16 protein-coding genes are annotated in these 15817 nt (G+C 46.7%); 7 read left to right on the top strand and 9 right to left on the bottom strand.

The window, feature by feature from the left end:
• The first annotated feature begins 117 nt into the window (after positions 1-117).
• Complete coding sequence (locus tag JFC06_RS09935; RefSeq protein ID WP_198334925.1) at positions 118-588, top strand: c-type cytochrome; 471 nt, start codon at positions 118-120, stop codon at positions 586-588.
• Positions 589-734: 146 nt separating this feature from the next.
• Here the strand turns inward: JFC06_RS09935 and JFC06_RS09930 are convergent, their stop codons facing one another.
• The 4 genes from JFC06_RS09930 to JFC06_RS09915 all read right to left on the bottom strand — a co-directional run bounded on the left by JFC06_RS09930 (position 735) and on the right by JFC06_RS09915 (position 4344).
• Positions 735-1907, bottom strand: coding sequence for a hypothetical protein (locus JFC06_RS09930; protein ID WP_198334924.1), 1173 nt, complete (start codon positions 1905-1907; stop codon positions 735-737).
• A 27-nt stretch (positions 1908-1934) separates the two neighbouring features.
• Positions 1935-2840: a mechanosensitive ion channel family protein gene (locus tag JFC06_RS09925; protein WP_406947982.1), complete on the bottom strand. Its 906-nt coding sequence runs from the start codon at positions 2838-2840 to the stop codon at positions 1935-1937.
• Between the two features lie 147 nt (positions 2841-2987).
• Positions 2988-3560 (bottom strand): lactoylglutathione lyase, encoded by a 573-nt coding sequence (gene gloA / locus JFC06_RS09920; RefSeq protein WP_193006330.1) that lies wholly within the window; start codon positions 3558-3560, stop codon positions 2988-2990.
• Positions 3561-3705: 145 nt separating this feature from the next.
• A complete protein-coding gene (locus JFC06_RS09915; RefSeq protein WP_193006329.1) occupies positions 3706-4344 on the bottom strand; it encodes a carbonic anhydrase in 639 nt (212 codons plus the stop codon).
• A gap of 522 nt (positions 4345-4866) precedes the next feature.
• On the opposite strand from JFC06_RS09915, the gene potA reads away from it, so the two are divergent.
• The 4 genes from potA (at position 4867) to JFC06_RS09895 (ending at position 8800) form a co-directional block, all read left to right on the top strand.
• On the top strand, positions 4867-6108 hold the full coding sequence (gene potA / locus JFC06_RS09910) for a spermidine/putrescine ABC transporter ATP-binding protein PotA (RefSeq protein WP_198334922.1): 1242 nt from the start codon (positions 4867-4869) through the stop codon (positions 6106-6108).
• Positions 6108-6986: a spermidine/putrescine ABC transporter permease PotB gene (gene potB, locus JFC06_RS09905; RefSeq protein WP_198334921.1), complete on the top strand. Its 879-nt coding sequence runs from the start codon at positions 6108-6110 to the stop codon at positions 6984-6986. The genes potA and potB overlap by 1 nt, the downstream gene beginning before the upstream one ends.
• Entirely contained in the window at positions 6986-7816 is an 831-nt protein-coding gene (gene potC / locus JFC06_RS09900) for a spermidine/putrescine ABC transporter permease PotC (protein ID WP_198334920.1), read from the top strand. Before potB ends, potC begins: the two co-directional genes overlap by 1 nt.
• A gap of 93 nt (positions 7817-7909) precedes the next feature.
• On the top strand, positions 7910-8800 hold the full coding sequence (locus JFC06_RS09895) for a LysR family transcriptional regulator (protein ID WP_193006326.1): 891 nt from the start codon (positions 7910-7912) through the stop codon (positions 8798-8800).
• Between the two features lie 285 nt (positions 8801-9085).
• Here the strand turns inward: JFC06_RS09895 and JFC06_RS12350 are convergent, their stop codons facing one another.
• The 4 genes from JFC06_RS12350 to JFC06_RS09880 all read right to left on the bottom strand — a co-directional run bounded on the left by JFC06_RS12350 (position 9086) and on the right by JFC06_RS09880 (position 11749).
• A complete protein-coding gene (locus JFC06_RS12350; RefSeq protein WP_265088196.1) occupies positions 9086-9490 on the bottom strand; it encodes an LLM class oxidoreductase in 405 nt (134 codons plus the stop codon).
• 57 nt (positions 9491-9547) lie between these two features.
• A complete protein-coding gene (locus JFC06_RS12345) occupies positions 9548-10153 on the bottom strand; it encodes an MsnO8 family LLM class oxidoreductase (RefSeq protein ID WP_265088195.1) in 606 nt (201 codons plus the stop codon).
• Positions 10154-10245: 92 nt separating this feature from the next.
• On the bottom strand, positions 10246-11160 hold the full coding sequence (locus tag JFC06_RS09885; protein WP_198334919.1) for an MBL fold metallo-hydrolase: 915 nt from the start codon (positions 11158-11160) through the stop codon (positions 10246-10248).
• A gap of 40 nt (positions 11161-11200) precedes the next feature.
• Positions 11201-11749, bottom strand: a complete 549-nt coding sequence (locus tag JFC06_RS09880) for a cysteine hydrolase family protein (RefSeq protein WP_198334918.1) — start codon at positions 11747-11749, stop codon at positions 11201-11203.
• A gap of 108 nt (positions 11750-11857) precedes the next feature.
• Here JFC06_RS09880 and JFC06_RS09875 point away from each other — a divergent pair, with 108 nt between their 5' ends.
• On the top strand, positions 11858-12838 hold the full coding sequence (locus JFC06_RS09875; RefSeq protein WP_198334917.1) for a GlxA family transcriptional regulator: 981 nt from the start codon (positions 11858-11860) through the stop codon (positions 12836-12838).
• Positions 12839-12953: 115 nt separating this feature from the next.
• Here the strand turns inward: JFC06_RS09875 and JFC06_RS09870 are convergent, their stop codons facing one another.
• Entirely contained in the window at positions 12954-15107 is a 2154-nt protein-coding gene (locus JFC06_RS09870; protein ID WP_198334916.1) for a heavy metal translocating P-type ATPase, read from the bottom strand.
• 152 nt (positions 15108-15259) lie between these two features.
• Here JFC06_RS09870 and cadR point away from each other — a divergent pair, with 152 nt between their 5' ends.
• Complete coding sequence (gene cadR / locus JFC06_RS09865) at positions 15260-15670, top strand: Cd(II)/Pb(II)-responsive transcriptional regulator (RefSeq protein ID WP_227685592.1); 411 nt, start codon at positions 15260-15262, stop codon at positions 15668-15670.
• The last annotated feature ends 147 nt before the right edge of the window (positions 15671-15817 follow it).

Below are 15817 nucleotides of genomic sequence, written 5' to 3'. Positions count from 1 at the left end.
AGAAGCGAGTGCGCTTCCAAATGTTTGTTAGGCAGCGTTTTTTATAATAAGACTTTACCATTAGGCCAGCGTCTGCAAACGCCCCTACTATTAGCCAAATTTAAAGGAGTAATTCATATGGCACAGATCCACACCAACAAATCATTGAAATCTATCTTCGGCATCACCTTGATGGCCGCCGCCTTAGGGATGACAGCTTGTAGCAGCCCCACCGACCCTGACGTAAAAGCCCGTCAAGACAGCATGAAAAGCTGGGGTGATGCGATGGGCGTTATGGGTGATATGGCTAAAGCACCTGATACCTTTGATGCCGAAGTGTTTCAAGAGCAAGCTGCATTCTTAGCAGACGACGCCGCCACTCCTTGGAGTCATTTTGCCAACCAAGAAGCAGCCGGCAACGCCACTGAAGCCGTTTGGTCTAATGTCGATGGTTTCCGTGCTGAAGCAGAAAACTTCGAAAAAGTAACCGCTGAACTAAACGCCGCTGCACAAACGGCCACTAGTATTGAGGACGTCATGCCTGCCTTCAGTCAAGTTGGTGAAAGCTGCAAATCCTGTCACACAGAATTTAGAGTAAAAAATGACTAAGTAGCCTTGTTTTTACTTTATAAAAAAACCGCCACATCCCTTGATATGGCGGTTTTTTAATCTTTGAGAAACGCTAAAGAACGAAAAGCAGCTTACTCTAGAAGCACTGCATGCGCTAAAGTATGATATCCCGTGACATGCGCAGCCTAGGTTTCATCCACGGCAAATAGGACATTGCGTACCACCGAGCGGGAATCTGCCGATCCGCCAAGCGAGCCTGACAGTATCCCAACGGACGCTAGAAAGGCGGCCAGCCGCATATGGGCCGCGAAAGAGGCGCCATCCTTATCAGAGGTCCAGGTACTCATCAACGGATCTGGAAACACGAACACCACCACCCCGTACATCAGCACACCAAACATCAGAAACAGACAAATCAAGGTCAGCACCAGTGCTAGGTAAGTGGCCCCAGCCGTGACCACCGAGCTCTCCGATGTCTGTCCTCGCCGCGTAGAGATCAGCCGGAAGGAAAAAGCGCGGTAGAGCACAAAAGTGGCCGTCAGAAAACTGGCAAAGACGAAGACTGCCAATTGCCCATAGGACACCGAGGCCGCAAAATCCCAAGTCTCCCCGCCAAAGATAAGCACAATGATCACTGAGAGCGCCGTGGCAATCATGGTTGGCAGCTTGGTAGCAATGCGTGCCGGATTGGCCCGGATGGCGCCGCGAAGAATACGAGGAAGGTTACCTAGGGTGTGTCGTCCAATAAAAGCGAGTTTGCTGCTCTCAGAATAGCGATCATTGGCTTCTCTCGGCAAGTTTTCGACCATTTTCTGATGTTGCGACTCGGTGAAATGCTGCATGGTGTCGAGGTCATCAGGCACCTGTACGCGGGCGAGATAGTTGGTCGAACCTTGTACGTAGTCTAGGTTCAGTAGGCGCCCGAAGCAATGTAGCATCAGGGTCGTCAGGCGCTTAGTACGGATTTCCTGCTGCGGGAGCTCGTCTTCTCCGTAGGCGATCAATCGGCGCGTGGAAATCACGGCCACATTCGTAAGCTGGGAAGGCAGCGCGAGAAGATAAGACATCGACGCGGCAGCAATCTCCACGTCCGTAATGATGAGCAAAAAGGCCAGTTTGCGTTCGGTTTTCTCGTTGATGCCGATTTGTATAAAATCGAGAGCCTGATAGCCGTTCTCCTCGGCGGTCAAGCTGGGTCCTGCGAACGAAAACGACTCCACCTGAATGTCGAGCTTCTGCTGGATGATCTGGTTGAATTCGACCGTAGCAGCCTTGGTCAGAGCCTCCAAGGCACCATCACTTTTTTTCCCGGCTACGTCGAGTTGCATAATGCCAAGGGCAATATTTCTTTCGGGCATGGTCAAAGTGGCCTTAACGTAAGCAAACTATTCTGCTGATTGATTGACATCGACAGCGTGCTGTTCATTCAATTTTTTGACGATGGATTTTACCGAAGGATCACCAAGATCCAAAGTACGTATAGGAAAGGGAATGTTAATGCCCGCCTCATCTAGCGCGTTTTTAATTTGTACCATCACTTCATGAATAGAAGCGACTTTGTGCGCCTGCGTGCCATCATCAATAAACCAGCGCACCATCAAATCAATAGAAGAGTCACCAAACCCTGTGGCAATCACGCTGGGGGCTTGATGCGTGGACACCGTACCGGCTTTGCCAAGCGCTGCGAGAATCTTCGATTTCGCTGTCTCAATATCATCTTCATAGCCAATGCCTACTGCCACTTGCAGACGGCGCTGCTTATACGCTGTGTTGACAGTCAAGGCAGAGGTGTACAAGTCGGAGTTTGGAATGACCACTTGCCTGCCATCATAAGTTCTGATGGTGGTCGCGCGAATCTTGATGTCTTCAACTGTCCCTTCGTAGTCGCCTGAAATGATCTGGTCGCCAATACGAAACGGCTCTGACAACAGGAGCAAAATACCAGAGAGCAAGTTTTGAAAAATGTCTTTAAAAGCAAAACCAATGGCAACAGAACCAATGCCTAGCGCCCCAATCAGCTTGGCAGGCGTAAAACCCGGTATGGCAACCACCATCGCAATCATAAAGCCGATGAATAAGATCAGGGCACCCCCGACCCGCTGAAAGACCTTGACCAGATTTTGATGACGCACACGCGCGCCTAAAAATTTGTGCACGACTTTTTTAAATAAGAGGGACAACAGCCAAAAAATACCCAGCACAATGAGGGCTGCCACAAAATAAGGAATACGCTCGATAAAGCCACTCGCCAGATCCCGCGTGGTATAGACCACTTGTTGATAAATGGTCATACCATCGGCTACCGTATTCGATAGGCGGCTCACATCAGGGGTGGGCATAAACGAGGTACTCCTACAGCTAGGTTAGCGCGTGTTTATAAACAAAGGGCGTGATGGCTGAACAGCTGAGTGCTGAGTAGTCCACGACTAACCCGCCATTTAGCCCATCAAATCGGCTTGTACAATCTCAATCCAATAGCCATCAACGTCTTTGATGAACGCAATGTTTTTCATACTGCCATCTTCTGGACGTTTTTTAAACTCGACCTCATTTTTATCAAACCAAGCGACAGCCTCATCTAGGCTCGGCACACTAAAACAGATGTGTCCAAAACCTTGGGGTTCTTGGTTGCCATCATGATAGCTAAAGTCCGCTTTTGTTTCGGTACCATAGTTATGCGTCAACTCCAAGATACCGCGCTGACGAAACGCAAAAATTTCCAAGTCATCACCAGCAGGCAGACTTTCACGCTCACTCTCGGTAAGCTTGGCTAAAAAGTATAAATCAAACCCCATATCAGGGAATTTTTTTACCGCCAGCAAAGTCATGCCAAGAACACCCGTATAAAACGCCAATGATTTGGCCGGATCTTTTACCCGTAGCATGGTGTGATTAAACGTAAAGCCTGTCGTCTGAGCTGAGATGGGCTGTACGCCATCTGTGTTTACGCTGCTCGCAGGCTGAGCTATATTTGAGTCATTATTGTTATGGTTAGATGATAAGTTAGACATAATTATCCTAATGTGTTTCAGAAAATAAAGTGGTAAACAGACGCCCCGCAGTGGTAGTGACGCGCCTGCCCCTCTCATCATAATAAAAATTTGTGAAAGGATTGAGAGGTTTTTGTAAGAGCGTATGCGCCATTTAAAATACGAGTTAGCTGTCTAAGAATCTTACTTTGCCTGTCTCTAGATCATACTCTGCCCCAACGACGAGCAATTGACCACTATTGGTTAAGTCCTCTAACGCCCGCGAACCATGCTTAAGCTGGCTCACTGACATACGTACATTGGCTCGGATAGCGCGATCGACCAACTCGTCGGCATCGACGTCTTGACCATTGGCGGTCGCCAGCTCGTGCAAGTTATAAACGCTTGGGCGAATGCGGTCAACGATTGACTGCAAATTGGGAGAATAATTTTGCTCAGGATTGATCAGTGTTTCGACGCAAGCCGTTACCGCACCGCAATGTGAATGTCCAAGCACGACCACCAGCTTGGTACCAAATGTTTCGGCGGCAAACTCAACTGAGCCAATCTGTGAGGGCGCAACCACATTGCCCGCGACCCGAATGACAAATAAATCACCCAACCCTTGGTCGAAGACAATCTCAACGGGGACCCGAGCATCTGAGCAGCCTAAAATAATGGCGAGTGGGTCTTGCTTACTGACCAATTCAGGGCGTTTTTGCATGAGCGGATCAGCATTGGTCAAGCTATCCACATAGCGCTCATTGCCTTCTTTTAGCATGGCTAGGGCTTCTTGACCTGTTTTTGGGCGTTTATCATTGGGCATAGGGCATCCTTTATCATCAATAATGTTAGAGTTATAAGCTGCTTTACATCTGTTTATTCAAATACAGGTTGGCTGCACGATTTGTAAGCCACTATTCAGCGAGGCATTGTTCAGCCAGCAGACTCATTATCTTTGTCTGCCATAAAGGGATTGTATAGGAATAAAGGCGAAAAAATGATAAAAAATTTTGTTTTAATGTCGTTACACCAAGGCAATTATGACCAGCCGCACAAGCTTATAAAACGGTAAGCCATCATTAAAAATAGGTATGTGCGCCCAAAACATACATAGGCCACCAAAAATCACAAGCTAAGACTCATAGATAAAAAAACATTAGCAACTTAATGGAGCTGGACGCATAACATTAACGAAGTTGCACTGATTTGTAGCAAGGGTTTGTTATAATACGCGGCGACCAGACTAGGTTTATATTCAGAGCTTATACCCATACCAAGCCACCTTGATGACAGTGCCCCAGATAAATAACTGTACTGAGATGTTGGATGCTGAGGAACACATATTATGACCAATTCACCTCCAACTGCGCATAGAAACTCTGTGTCGCCTGACGATGACAAGGTGCTACTGCAACTGACTGGTCTAAAAAAAACCTATGATCAAACTGAAGTACTAAAAGACATCAACCTTGATATTAAGCATGGTGAGTTTTTGACCCTGCTTGGCCCATCAGGCTGCGGTAAAACCACCTTACTACGCTTAATCGCTGGCTTTGAGCAACCAAACGCGGGCGCCATCTATTTAGATGGTGTGCAGATGGCAGGCTTGCCAGCCGATAAGCGTCCGGTCAATACGGTGTTTCAGCAGTATGCCCTGTTTCCCCACATGACTGTCGCGCAAAACGTCGCTTACGGATTGAAACTCAAAAAAGTACCTAAAGACGAGATTAACACTCGCGTGCGCGAGATGCTCGCCATGGTGCAATTAGAGCATTTGGCCAATCGTAAGCCGCAAGATTTATCGGGTGGGCAGCAGCAGCGCGTGGCGATTGCACGCGCGGTGATTAATCGTCCTAAATTATTATTGCTTGATGAGCCGCTATCGGCACTCGATCACAAACTGCGTTTGCAAATGCAATCAGAGCTTAAGCGTCTGCAACGTGAGCTGGGCATTACTTTTGTCTTTGTCACTCATGACCAAGAAGAAGCGCTGTCCATGTCAGATCGCATTGCCGTGATGAAAGACGGCACGTTTCAACAAATCGGTACGCCGATTGAAATCTATGAAACCCCTGCCAATTTGTTTACCGCTAAATTCATCGGTGAGACCAACCTCTTTAAAGCAGAGGTTCAAGGCGTCTACCCTGAGCAGCCAGACCGTGATGGCAATGTAACCAATGGTCGTATCGAGGTTGAAGTCTGTGAAGCGCAAGCACAAGATGGCCCAACGACCTTACGTAATTTGCGTCGCCCTAATTTTGCGAACGATGTGCAAGTTGGCGATATCGTCAATTTACTCCTCCGCCCTGAAGATTTGCGGATTTATGACCCCAAAGACACGGCTCATAGTGGCCTACTAGGTCGTGTCATCGAAAGTAACTATAAAGGCAGCACCTTAGATTCGATCATTGAGCTGGCCAACGGTCATGTGATCAAAGCCTCTGAGTTCTTTGATGAGGATGACCCAAGCTTTGATTATAAATTGTATGAGGCGGTTAAAGTCGCTTGGGTTGATGGCTGGGAGTGGGTATTGCCCGAAGAAGACGGGGCGATAAAAAGTAAAACGGCGCAAAAGGATGGCAGCTGATGGCACGTAATAGCTTAGGCAGTAAAAGCCCTTTTCGTACTGCCACTCTTTGGCTGATTTGGGGCTGGTTGCTGATATTTGCGCTGTTGCCCAATATTTTGGTGATCGCTGTCAGTTTTTTGACCCGTGATAGCAGTGTTTTTATTAGCTTGCCTATCAGCATCGATAGCTACGTGCGCATGCTTGACCCGCTGTATTTTGAGGTGTTTGTCCATTCGTTATGGATGGCAAGTATCACGACGGTTATTTGCTTGTTGCTTGGTTACCCTTTTGCCTGGCTAGTTTCCAAGGCAAAAGTGCGCTGGCAACCGCTACTCATGATGCTCTTGATCCTACCATTTTGGACCAATTCTTTGGTACGGACTTATGCGCTCAAATTGCTGTTTGCCAATAACGGTTTGATCAATAAATCTTTGTTAGCGATCGGGGTAATCGATGCGCCTATAGATATTTTATACACGCAAGGGGCAGTGATTGCCGGACTCACCTATTTACTATTCCCTTTTATGGTATTACCGTTGTACGCGGTGTTTACGGACTTGCGTAACGACATGCTGCTGGCCTCACAAGATTTGGGCGCTTCAAAGACGCAGACCTTTTGGCATGTGGTACTACCATTAACGACGCCTGGTATCATTTCAGGGGTACTTTTAGTGTTATTGCCTGCGATGGGCATGTTCTATGTGGCCGATATTTTAGGCGGTTCACGCAATCTGTTGGTGGGTAATATTATCAAAAACCAATTTTTGGATGCGCGCGATTGGCCGTTTGGGGCAGCCGCCAGCGTGTTACTGACATTGGCGATGGCCATATTGTTACTCGCCTACCGTGCCAGTAGTCGCCGTATTGGCAAAACTGATTTTAACGAGGTGGCCTAATGTCCAATAATCCACTGAACCACTCCTTAAATAGCGCCCCGACCAAACCTAAACGCACTATCAAGATTGGCAGTATCGCGGCTAAAGGCTATCTTGGCCTGATTTACGCCTTGCTCTACCTGCCCATCCTTGTCTTGGTGGTCATGTCATTTAATCAGTCAAGAATCGGCTACAACTGGGGCGGTTTTAGCTTAAAGTGGTATGAGTCGCTGTTTAACAACCAAGCCATGCTCGATGCGTTTTGGCATTCGATTGTATTGGGACTGGTCGCTGCGACCGTCTCAACCTTAATAGGGACGCTTACTGCGCTTGCCCTACATCGCTATAAGTTTCGCGGCAAAGGACTATTGAACGGATTGCTCTTTGTGTTGATGATGTCGCCTGAGATCGTCCTTGCTATCTCATTATTGGCGTTATTTTTATTGATTGGTCTGCAACTAGGCTTTGTTTCGCTGCTATTGGCCCATATCACCTTTTGCCTACCTTTTGTGGTTATCACGGTCTTTGCACGCTTGAGTAGCCTAGATGAGCGTCTTTTGGAGGCCGCACGTGACTTGGGCGCCAATGAATCAACGATGGTACGTACGGTACTTATTCCCGTTATTTTGCCTGCGGTGGTGGCAGGTTGGTTGCTCGCCTTTACCTTGTCGCTGGATGATGTGGTGGTTTCAACCTTTGTTACTGGTCCCAGTTATGAGATTTTACCCCTGCGTATTTATTCTATGGTCAGGGTCGGACTCAAACCCGAGGTCAACGCCATCGGTACGCTGCTGCTAGTGGCTTCCTTGGTATTGGTCATCATCTCACAGCTCCTGTTACGTCGGCGCTAGCTGTCTTTTGTTTCTTAATCATAAGCTTTGAGTGAAAGTCAGCGCTATATTTATTATAATGAATTTTTCTCACTTTAGCGGTCAGGTAATACTATGCTCGAGCTTCGCCACCTCAATACTTTAACCGCGCTACGGGCGCATGGTTCATTAGCGGCAGCGGCTGATGAGCTACACGTCACGGCCTCTGCCGTCTCGCACCAGCTAAAAGAGCTGGAGAACTATTACGATATCAGCTTGGTGAATCGCCGCACCCGCCCGCTCACCTTTACGCCAGCGGGCAAAACGGTACTGGCCTTGGCAGACAGCATCATGCCGCAAGTTACCCGTACTAAGTCTAATCTTAAACGCTTAGCGCATGGTCAAGCAGGCAGATTACGCCTAGCTTCTGAGTGTCACAGTTGTTTTGATTGGCTGATGCCGATACTAAACCAGTATCGCCGTGAATGGTCGGATGTGGAGCTAGACTTTGCCACCGGTTTTGAACCCGAACCGCATCATTTATTGATGGAAGGTGATATTGATTTACTGATTACCACCAGTGACTTACCGATAGAGGGAATCAGTTATCAGCCATTGTTTGAATATGAAAGCCGCTTAGTGCTGTCACCAACCCATGATTTAGCGGCGCAGGACTTTATTGCACCGAAGGACTTGTGTGATGAGACCTTGATTGCTTATCCAGTAGAAGCCAAGCGCCTTGATATTATTGCCAACTTTATGACACCAGCGCAGGTAAGCTTTGAGCGTGTGCGTACGACTGAGTTGACAGCGATGCTGATTCAGCTCGTCGCTAGTGAGCGCGGCGTGGCAGCACTACCTGATTGGGTGGTGGCTGAATATGAGAAAAAAGGCTGGGTGGTCTCACGTCCATTAGGTAGTGGCGTGTATTGTCAGCTGTATGCAGCGACGCGCACGTCTAGTCAAGAGACGGCTTATATGCAAGGATTTGCAAGTTTGTTAGAAGGGATTGTAAAGCCGTTGTAAGACAACATTTTTTAGCTAAGTAACGCTAAATACTTTCTTATACCATGGTTCCCTAGTGAGGACTTGAATATTCGGCTGTGTGCTAATGATATAGAGGCTTTACTCCCTGAAATAGTCACAATGTACTTCGTGGTGTACATGCAGTGAGCTTTTGGATCATTATTTTTATTTACCATTAGCGCTGTTATAGGAATAAGGAGTACTACTGGCATACCTAACAACAAGACTAATGGTTAGGCATTAAGCTCTTTGCTCACCTTTTAATATCATTATTCTCAACAGAAGCTAGTGACTTGGCATACCATAGTGATCTGCGATTAGCTCAACAGTGCGCGATTGAGCCTGGCGCGAATAACCTTGAACAACTAACATGACCTCGTCGACTCCTGTCTGCTCCTGAATACTCTCTAAAATTTTTGCGACCTCGGCAGCAGTGCCATGCAGGGTTTGATTGGTATACTGCTCAATAATCTGGCGCTCTTGTACGTTGCCTTGAAAAGCCGCCACTTCATCAGGTGGCAGTAGGGCAAAAGGCTTACGTTGGAACATTCTTAACATTGCCATAGCAGATGATGTTGACTGGCGACGTGCCTCTACAGGATCTTCATCCGCAATCGCGCCAATAATGACCAAACTATATGGCTTGGCTAGAATTTTTGAAGGACGGAAATTCTCTCGGTAAATGCGCATGGCACTTAAGACATCAGCACTGCCAAACTGTAAAGCGAAGGCATAGGGTCTGCCAAGCTAGGCTGCCAAATGTGCGGAATAAGTCGATGACCCCAAGATCCAGACATCCGCAGGGGTCTTTGATGGGGGTACTCGGTTTTGCTCGGCTTGCCATGGGCCTGGCACCGCATGAACCGCATTATAAGGATGATCTTTTGGGAAGCTGTTTTGTAAAAAGCCCAATAATTCTGCGACTTGCTGAGGAAATTCATCGCTTGCTGCCTTATGCCGACGCAAAGCGGAAGCCGTTGCACAATCCGTACCCGGCGCCCGTCCCAAACCAAGATCAATTCGTCCTGGCGCCATCGCATCGAGCATACCAAATTGTTCAGCGACGACCAAAGGCACATGATTGGGTAGCATGATACCGCCTGCACCAAGTCTAATGCTCTCAGTTTCTCCAGTCAGCCGAGCCACCATCATCTGCGGCGAAGGAACTGCGGCGCCCGGCATGGCATGATGTTCAGACATCCAAAACCGCTCAAAACCCCTTTTATCCGCCAGTTTTGCAAGCGCAATCATCTCTTGAATGGTGTTCTCTGACGTATGACCAACACCGGTAAAGGCATTGTCGAGCACCGATAGAACGAAAGGGGCATTACCTGAATAATTTGGAATATTCATAAACGATCTCAGTTATAGCGTATTGATGAGGTATAGCAACACCCCTTGGGTATTGCCATACAAGAAAGATTTAAAGACTCAGCCATCAAGCACTAGAATTTATAGGTTTGACCATCATTAGGAACAAGCGCACGCTGCTTGTCTAAGTGCTTTTCTTCGATAAAGCGGCGCAGCTCTGCTTTTGTGAGTGTGGCATGATTGACCGTATCCATATGTACGCTAACAATCTGCGCATTAGGAGAGTATTGATACGCACGATATACATCGTCTTTACCCATGATGATAGAACCATCCACAAAGGTAGTCAGCTTCGCATACCCTGTATTCAGGATGACGGCATCAGGCTTGTAGCGAGTGAGTGCACTCTCTACGTCTTTATTCCAAATGGTATCCCCTACTACATAGACCGTCTTATAGTTTGGTTTCTGGAATACAATCCCCATCGTTTTGCCCAGCAGTTCAGCTAATGGCGCCACTTTGTACATCTCATCAGTACCATGCTGTCCGATGGTTTTATTAATCTTAGTGCCTTTAAACACAGCGCCTTGCTCGGTCAATACTCTAACATCAGTAAAACCATCTTTACGTACGATTGCCGCATCGGCTGCATCTTGGGTAAAAATTGGCATGTCACGAGGCACGAGGTTACGTGCAGCTTCATCCCAATGATCGTCATGTAAGTGGGTCAAAATAATGGCATCCACCTTAAGCACTTCGGCAGCAGTCATCGGCAAATCCACCATTGGATAACGTATTTGGCTATTTACTGTGCCATCAAACCCTGGATAAGCGTTTTTAGCCGCTAGCATCGGATCCACTAAAAACGTGGTCCCGTCATAATCAAGCTTAATTGTGGCATTACGGATTTGCTGAAATTCAACGGTATTGGTCGCTGTCTGTTTTACCGCGTTAGAATTTGCTGTTGGACTGGCAAAGGTGGTGCATGCCGTTAACAACATGACGCCACTTAATAGTGTGGTGCCGGTCAGCGATTTTACGATATTCATAATGATTACCTTATCAATGAATCTGTTTGAAAACTTTGGCTTAACGGGCAATCCAGGTTTGGGTATCAATCACTTCGCCATATAGAAACTCAATCGCTGCCATGATGGTGGCATGAGCCTGAGCAGCAGGTACTTTTGTGCCATTAAATTCAAGATCAAGCGTGGCACAGGCATCATGAACCGTAGTTGTGGTATAACCAAAGTCTACTGCCGCGCGAACTGTGGCATCCACACACATGTGGCTCATGGCGCCAATCACGGTCACCTCTTTGAAGCCTTCTTTATCCAATAGCTCTTTCAGATCGGTCTCACGGAACGAATTGGGATAGTGCTTAGTAATGACAGCCTCACCCTCTATCGGTTTTACTTTCTCATTGATCTCTACACCATCAGTACCAGGCGCAAAGATTGGGGCGTCAGCAGAGGGCATTTCATGACGGATATGAATGACGGTATGACCTTTTTCTCTAGCAGACGCAATCACCAAAGCAGCATTATCAGCGGCTTCGTTAATACCTACGAGTGATAAGTTACCTTGTGGGAAGTACTCATTTTGAATGTCGACAACGATCAGTGCTTGTGTGTTCATGATAATTCCTTTTTGTTTATGAAAGTGACTGTATAGACATATATTCTACAAGTACTATGCTACACTAACGAGTGGCTACATCGACATATAACAGGCTAATAACGACAAATGAATCAAAACAATGCGATTGAAATCGGCTTGATTGTCTATGAGAAAGCACAAATGGCCGCTGTCCTTGGACTGACTGATTTACTTATGATTGCCAGTAAACTCGCTGCCAAACGTGAAGATATAACCGATCTGCCTTTACAGGTCAGTCACTGGGAGATTAAAGGTTCTGATCTGCGTCCTACCTGCACTTTTTCGAGTAATCCAAATAGCGCAGGAAAATTAGCGGCTGTTATCATTCCGCCAACGTTAGAGGCGCCTATTGCAAAGCAAGCAGCAGCACCTTGGCTAGAATGGCTGAAAGAGTTGCACTCGACAGGTGTGATAGTGTCGTCCGTCTGCGCAGGTGCTTTTTTATTGGGCGAAACAGGACTACTTTCCAAGCGAAAGGCAACCACACATTGGGGTCATGTAGAAGAGTTTGAACAGCGCTTCCCCGATGTGGAGCTTGATGTTGATCGCATTATTATCGAAGACGGTGATATTGTGACCGCTGGGGGCGCTATGGCTTGGACCGATCTGGGGCTTAGGATGGTGGATCGCTTTCTTTGCTCACAGGTAATGAATGAGACCGCTCGTGCGTTGTTAATCGATCCCTCAAGGCGTGAACAATGCTATTACAGTACCTTCTCACCCAACCTCACCCATGGTGACGCAGCCATATTAAAAGTACAGCATTGGCTGCAAAGAACCAATGCACAAGATATTGATTTATCTACCTTAGCCAATTGCGCGCAGTTAGAAGAGCGTACTTTTCTGCGGCGTTTTCATAAGGCAACGGGCATAACATCAACAGAATACTGTCAACGATTACGGATAGGAGAGGCAAAAGACTTTCTACAGTTCTCGTCGTCTCCTGTTGAGAAAATTGCTTGGAAGGTGGGTTATGGTGATGTCAGTGCATTTCGTAAGATATTTAAGCGCATTGTTGGGTTGACACCAAGTGAGTATCGGCGCAGATTTAATTCGAATAAAGGATAAGATGTTTAGGCGGTGGCTGAGTTAAAGGTAGGCACATTGACTGCTTCTAGGTAAGAGAAAGATTTAATAAAACGGCTACTGATGTAGCCATAACCGTTTTATTCTTTAACTGTCATTAACGGGAAGACATTCCTTTAAAACGCAGTAAACGCAATGCATTCAGCGTCACCAATACTGTAGCACCAGTATCCGCTAGCACAGCAATCCAAAGTCCTGTCACGCCGAGTACAGTGGTTATCAGAAATATGCCTTTTAACCCAAGTGCAAATATGACATTTTGATGGATATTTCTCATGGTGGCGCGGGATAAGGCAATAAGGTTAGCAACGTCCATCACGCGGCTTTTTAATAGGGCAATATCAGCCGTTTCGATAGCCACATCCGTGCCACTGCCCATCGCAATGCCAATATCTGCCGCTGCCAAAGCGGGTGCATCATTGATACCATCACCAATCATCGCTATTTTACTATTGCTTTGCATCTCACTGAGTAGACGTAGCTTGTCTTCAGGTAATAACTCCGCTTTCCACTCTATATCTAACTGACTAGCAAGTGCTTTTGCCGTACGGCTATTATCACCTGTGAGCATGACAGAGCGCACGTTCATCTTATTAAGCTGGGCAATAGCTTGCTGTGCATCTTCTCGTAACTCATCACGTAGAGCAACCAATCCGAGCGCCTCCCTCGTTTGCTCATCAAATAAAATAGAAACCGTTTTACCATCATTTTGTAGCATCTCAATTTGAATCTGCTGCTCAGCTGGCAACATCACTTTCTCAGCGACGTAGACTGGTGAGCCGATGGCCAAAGAGCGTCCAGCGACAGTGGCATGAACGGCTTTGCCTGCCGTAGCAAAAGCATTAGAGGCATCAGGTATCACTACCTTAGCGGCTTTGGCATGATCCACAATAGCGATAGCAAGCGGATGACTGGATGTAGCATCGACACTTGCAAACAGTGACAGTAGTTTATCGTGACCATCAACATCGCAATGTACTGTTTTAAAACCAATAACATCGGTTACCCGTGGTTTTCCTTCAGTCAAAGTACCCGTTTTATCAAAAGCGACAGTACTGACCTGACCCACCAACTCCATGACATTGCCGCCTTTGATAAGCAGTCCATGGCGCGTGCCGACAGCCAAACCTGAGGCAATAGCGGCAGGTGTTGATAGCACAAGAGCACAAGGACAAGCTATCAGTAATAGCGCCAAACCACGATATAGCCATGTCCCCCACTCTGCCCCCATCAGTAGAGGTGGAACAATAATGATCAGTACGGCAATCGCCATAACGATAGGCGTATAGTAGCGGCTAAAGGTCTCAATAAAGCGTGCGGTCGGTGCTTTGGACGCTTGCGCTTGCTCTACAAGATCAATAATACGCGCAATTGTATTATCTGCCGCTGTTTTTTCTACGCGTATTTGTAGTACCCCATCAACGTTGATAGATCCAGCAAAGACCTCATCGCCTATGGTTTTGGCAACAGGAACAGATTCTCCTGTCACAGGCGACTCATCAAGGCTAGATATCCCTTGAATAATTACTCCATCGGCAGAAACTCTATCACCAGGACGCACAAGCACCTTATCGTTAATCTGTAATGCAGTCGCTGCCACCTGACGTTGTTGTCCTTTCGCGTCCAATAGAATAGCAGTCTTTGGCACTAACGAGGATAACGCTCGAATACCTGCGCGCGCACGATCAGCTGCGACGCTTTCTAATAGCTCACCAACCGAAAATAGGAACACCACGGCAGCAGCTTCTTCTGCCTCTCCAATGATAAGGGCGCCGATAGCCGCAACAGACATGAGCATTTCAATTGAAAAAGGCGAACCTACTAACGCCAGTGCAAAAGCTTTACGGGCAAATGGTAGGACACCGATAGCCACAGCGGCAATAAAAACCCATGCGCCATATTCAGGGAAAATCAAAGACAACACGTATGCGGCACTCATCAAAAGCCCAGTACCAATAACCTGTTTGCCTTTTATGGTTTGCCACCAGCGCTGATCGTTTACCGCTGCTTGACCACCATCAATTCCCATCTCATTTTGTTGACTCGTTAACGCTGATACACCAAACCCTAAGCGCTTAATAGTCTTTTCGATATCTTTAACGTCAGTACTCGTATCAGGTTCTAGGGTTAACTCTAGCTTCTGAGTCGAAAAGTTTAGCTGAACCCCAGAGACACCAGGCATACGTGTTAGCGCCCGCTCAATTTTGCCAACACAGCTTGCACAGTCCATACCTTCAATATGATATTGCATAGTTATTTCCCCTCTTATTAAAGATATTATGGATCCTATAGTAACTTCAGGGTCAAGGCTTTTAATGACAAAGAGGTTTGATTTTTTATCAGCAAACCTTATAGTTACTTTATTGTTTTAGATAATAGAAAATACTATTTAAGGAGATACACATGCTAATCAAAATTGGTGAGCTTGCTACGCGCACAGGAGCGACGGTCGAAACCATTCGCTATTATGAGAAAGAAAAGTTATTAACAGAGCCTACTCGCAGCCAAAGCAACTATCGTTTGTACAATGAGGCGCATTTTGAGCGTCTACAATTTATCCTGCACTGCCGTACGCTCGATATGACTTTGGATGAAGTACGAACCCTGCTTCAATATAGAGACAAACCTGATGAAAACTGCGGTGAGGTCAATATACTATTGGATGAGCATATCAATGCGGTAGAGACACGTATGGAAGAGCTGATACAATTAAAGCGACATCTACTAGAGTTGCGGCAAAAATGCGCAAGTGAAGCGCTAGCTGAATCCTGCGGAATATTGCATGCGCTTGCCGATAATTCGTGTCATAGATAAAGGTTTTTTCTGGCTTTATTAGCAAGTAATTTAGTTAAGTGATGAATACTTACCTGATCTAGGTGAATGAAGGTAATATCACCACTTTTCATACTTAAAATTTGATATCTAACCCATCTCAAGGGGCAAACACATCACTAAGATGCA

The organism is Psychrobacter namhaensis (assembly GCF_016107545.1).
GTDB classification, from domain to species: Bacteria; Pseudomonadota; Gammaproteobacteria; order Pseudomonadales; family Moraxellaceae; genus Psychrobacter; species Psychrobacter namhaensis.
Note: the sequence above shows the minus strand (reverse complement) of the source record. Positions and strands in the feature narration are given on the sequence as shown.

What these genes read in the sequence shown, in the direction of transcription:
- JFC06_RS09885 (WP_198334919.1), bottom strand. Translation starts at nt 11,160, where the DNA reads ATGAATATCGTAAAATCGCTGACCGGCACCACACTATTAAGTGGCGTC.
- JFC06_RS09875 (WP_198334917.1), top strand. Translation starts at nt 11,858, where the DNA reads ATGAATCAAAACAATGCGATTGAAATCGGCTTGATTGTCTATGAGAAA.
- JFC06_RS09870 (WP_198334916.1), bottom strand. Translation starts at nt 15,107, where the DNA reads ATGCAATATCATATTGAAGGTATGGACTGTGCAAGCTGTGTTGGCAAA.
- potB (WP_198334921.1), top strand. Translation starts at nt 6,108, where the DNA reads ATGGCACGTAATAGCTTAGGCAGTAAAAGCCCTTTTCGTACTGCCACT.
- JFC06_RS09880 (WP_198334918.1), bottom strand. Translation starts at nt 11,749, where the DNA reads ATGAACACACAAGCACTGATCGTTGTCGACATTCAAAATGAGTACTTC.
- JFC06_RS12350 (WP_265088196.1), bottom strand. Translation starts at nt 9,490, where the DNA reads ATGCGCATTTACCGAGAGAATTTCCGTCCTTCAAAAATTCTAGCCAAG.
- gloA (WP_193006330.1), bottom strand. Translation starts at nt 3,560, where the DNA reads ATGTCTAACTTATCATCTAACCATAACAATAATGACTCAAATATAGCT.
- JFC06_RS09925 (WP_406947982.1), bottom strand. Translation starts at nt 2,840, where the DNA reads ATGACCATTTATCAACAAGTGGTCTATACCACGCGGGATCTGGCGAGT.
- JFC06_RS12345 (WP_265088195.1), bottom strand. Translation starts at nt 10,153, where the DNA reads ATGAATATTCCAAATTATTCAGGTAATGCCCCTTTCGTTCTATCGGTG.
- potA (WP_198334922.1), top strand. Translation starts at nt 4,867, where the DNA reads ATGACCAATTCACCTCCAACTGCGCATAGAAACTCTGTGTCGCCTGAC.
- potC (WP_198334920.1), top strand. Translation starts at nt 6,986, where the DNA reads ATGTCCAATAATCCACTGAACCACTCCTTAAATAGCGCCCCGACCAAA.
- JFC06_RS09930 (WP_198334924.1), bottom strand. Translation starts at nt 1,907, where the DNA reads ATGCCCGAAAGAAATATTGCCCTTGGCATTATGCAACTCGACGTAGCC.
- JFC06_RS09895 (WP_193006326.1), top strand. Translation starts at nt 7,910, where the DNA reads ATGCTCGAGCTTCGCCACCTCAATACTTTAACCGCGCTACGGGCGCAT.
- JFC06_RS09935 (WP_198334925.1), top strand. Translation starts at nt 118, where the DNA reads ATGGCACAGATCCACACCAACAAATCATTGAAATCTATCTTCGGCATC.
- JFC06_RS09915 (WP_193006329.1), bottom strand. Translation starts at nt 4,344, where the DNA reads ATGCCCAATGATAAACGCCCAAAAACAGGTCAAGAAGCCCTAGCCATG.
- cadR (WP_227685592.1), top strand. Translation starts at nt 15,260, where the DNA reads ATGCTAATCAAAATTGGTGAGCTTGCTACGCGCACAGGAGCGACGGTC.